This is a genomic window from Variovorax sp. P4_D9 (assembly GCF_056401695.1).
The window spans coordinates 1-1,365 of the sequence record NZ_JBFUIU010001440.1 but is presented as its reverse complement, the minus strand read 5'-3'; the positions used below and the strand labels follow the sequence as shown (position 1 = coordinate 1,365).

Here is a 1,365-nt window from a genome sequence, read left to right as displayed (position 1 = left end):
CTGGTAGAGATCGACAGAAATCATGGTCATTGGCAATACTCGCCGTGCGGTGGTGGAGGAAAAATCATCTTGCCCCGCAACCTCACCCGGCGCAATCAGCGGCCGCCTACATGCCGGGGCACGCACAGACCAACATCCCCAGCCGTAGCGCAGTCAGATAGCGCGCGCGCCTCCGAAGCGCGAGGTCGCTGGGGCGGATCCAGCCGGCTGGTCCAACACGCAGGAGATCTCTCGAAGCTCGGCCATGAAAGGAGGCCGTCCATCATGAAACCCCAAGTACTTCAGCTCGATATCCAGGGAACGCCGCAGGCCTGGATCTCGCAGGAGCAAGCCGCATCGCACTACGCCACTGGCGCCGTTGTCTGGGAAGACGGCGCTGGCCCGCTGGCAACGATGCGCGGGGGCTTCAACGTGGCGCGCGGCGTCCAGTCTCGCATCGACATCTCGCCCATCATTGCCCTGAAGGGCTGCGCGAGGGTGAACCTGTTCGATCACGAGCCATCCTTCAGCCGCCGCAAGCTGTTCGTTCGCGACCGGCATACCTGCGCCTACTGCGCGCAGCACTTCCGCGAGCAGGACCTGACCGTCGAGCACATCCTGCCGGAGAGCCGCGGCGGCGCATGGGATTTCATGAACTGCGTGAGCGCCTGCAAGGCGTGCAACTCGCTGAAGGGAGCCCGCACGCCGGAGGAAGCTGGCATGAAGCTGGTCTACCTGCCCTACAAGCCCAGCCGCTTCGAGGACTTTCTTCTGGCGGGCCGGAATGTGCGGGCCGACGTGCACGAGTGGCTCGCGAGCCGTCTGCCGAAAGGTTCGAGGCTCTGCTGATCCACCAGCAATAAAGAAGGGGCGTTCCTTGCGAGGCACGCCCCTTTTTCATTGGCCGCCCCCGGCTCTCAGCCCCGCGGTCGATCTGCTTCCTGTTCGATCGCCTCGTTCAGCGACTCCAGCAGCAAGCGCTCGTGGGGATCCTCGAACTCCTCGAGAATCTCCTGGCTCCGCGTATGTGTCAGCGCCGCGATCAGGTTCGCCTTGTGGCCTTCATCGATGTGCGCAACGACGCCGCCATGCGGCGGGTATTCGTAAGACGTCCGGGTATTGATGAGGTCGTCCAGGCTGAGCCCCGACACTGCCTCGATCAGCGACGCGTCCGTCGCGTTCGCGCACCCCCAATATCCGTACTGCGCCGTGGTTGCGATCCACTGCTTCTCGTCTCGATCGATTCCGATGGTCTCGGAGATCGCACCGACGAGGGCCTGGCGCTGCTCGTCGGTGAGGAATCGCTCGCGGTCATTGCGCACGCGCTGCACCAGCACGCCGATCGACATGCGCAGGTATTCCGCGTCGCTGCCGGCGGGCGCAAGG

General features: G+C 64.2%; 2 protein-coding genes and 1 tRNA gene. 2 read left to right on the top strand and 1 reads right to left on the bottom strand.

Annotated elements, in window-relative coordinates; genetic code table 11:
* Positions 1 to 138 precede the first annotated feature (138 nt).
* Both AC1DY5_RS55790 and AC1DY5_RS55785 read left to right on the top strand, forming a co-directional pair.
* Positions 139 to 215, top strand: a tRNA-Arg gene (locus AC1DY5_RS55790).
* A gap of 49 nt (positions 216 to 264) precedes the next feature.
* On the top strand, positions 265 to 828 hold the full coding sequence (locus AC1DY5_RS55785; protein ID WP_478122730.1) for an HNH endonuclease: 564 nt from the start codon (positions 265 to 267) through the stop codon (positions 826 to 828).
* A 68-nt stretch (positions 829 to 896) separates the two neighbouring features.
* Here AC1DY5_RS55785 and AC1DY5_RS55780 read toward each other — a convergent pair whose 3' ends face one another.
* The gene (locus tag AC1DY5_RS55780) at positions 897 to 1,328 is read right to left on the bottom strand and encodes a hypothetical protein (RefSeq protein ID WP_478122729.1); all 432 of its coding nucleotides are present in this window, start codon (positions 1,326 to 1,328) and stop codon (positions 897 to 899) included.
* Between the last annotated feature and the right edge of the window lie 37 nt (positions 1,329 to 1,365).

Excerpts from the sequence above, each read along its gene's own strand:
- AC1DY5_RS55785 (WP_478122730.1), top strand. The coding sequence starts at position 265 with ATGAAACCCCAAGTACTTCAGCTCGATATCCAGGGAACGCCGCAGGCC.
- AC1DY5_RS55780 (WP_478122729.1), bottom strand. The coding sequence starts at position 1,328 with ATGTCGATCGGCGTGCTGGTGCAGCGCGTGCGCAATGACCGCGAGCGA.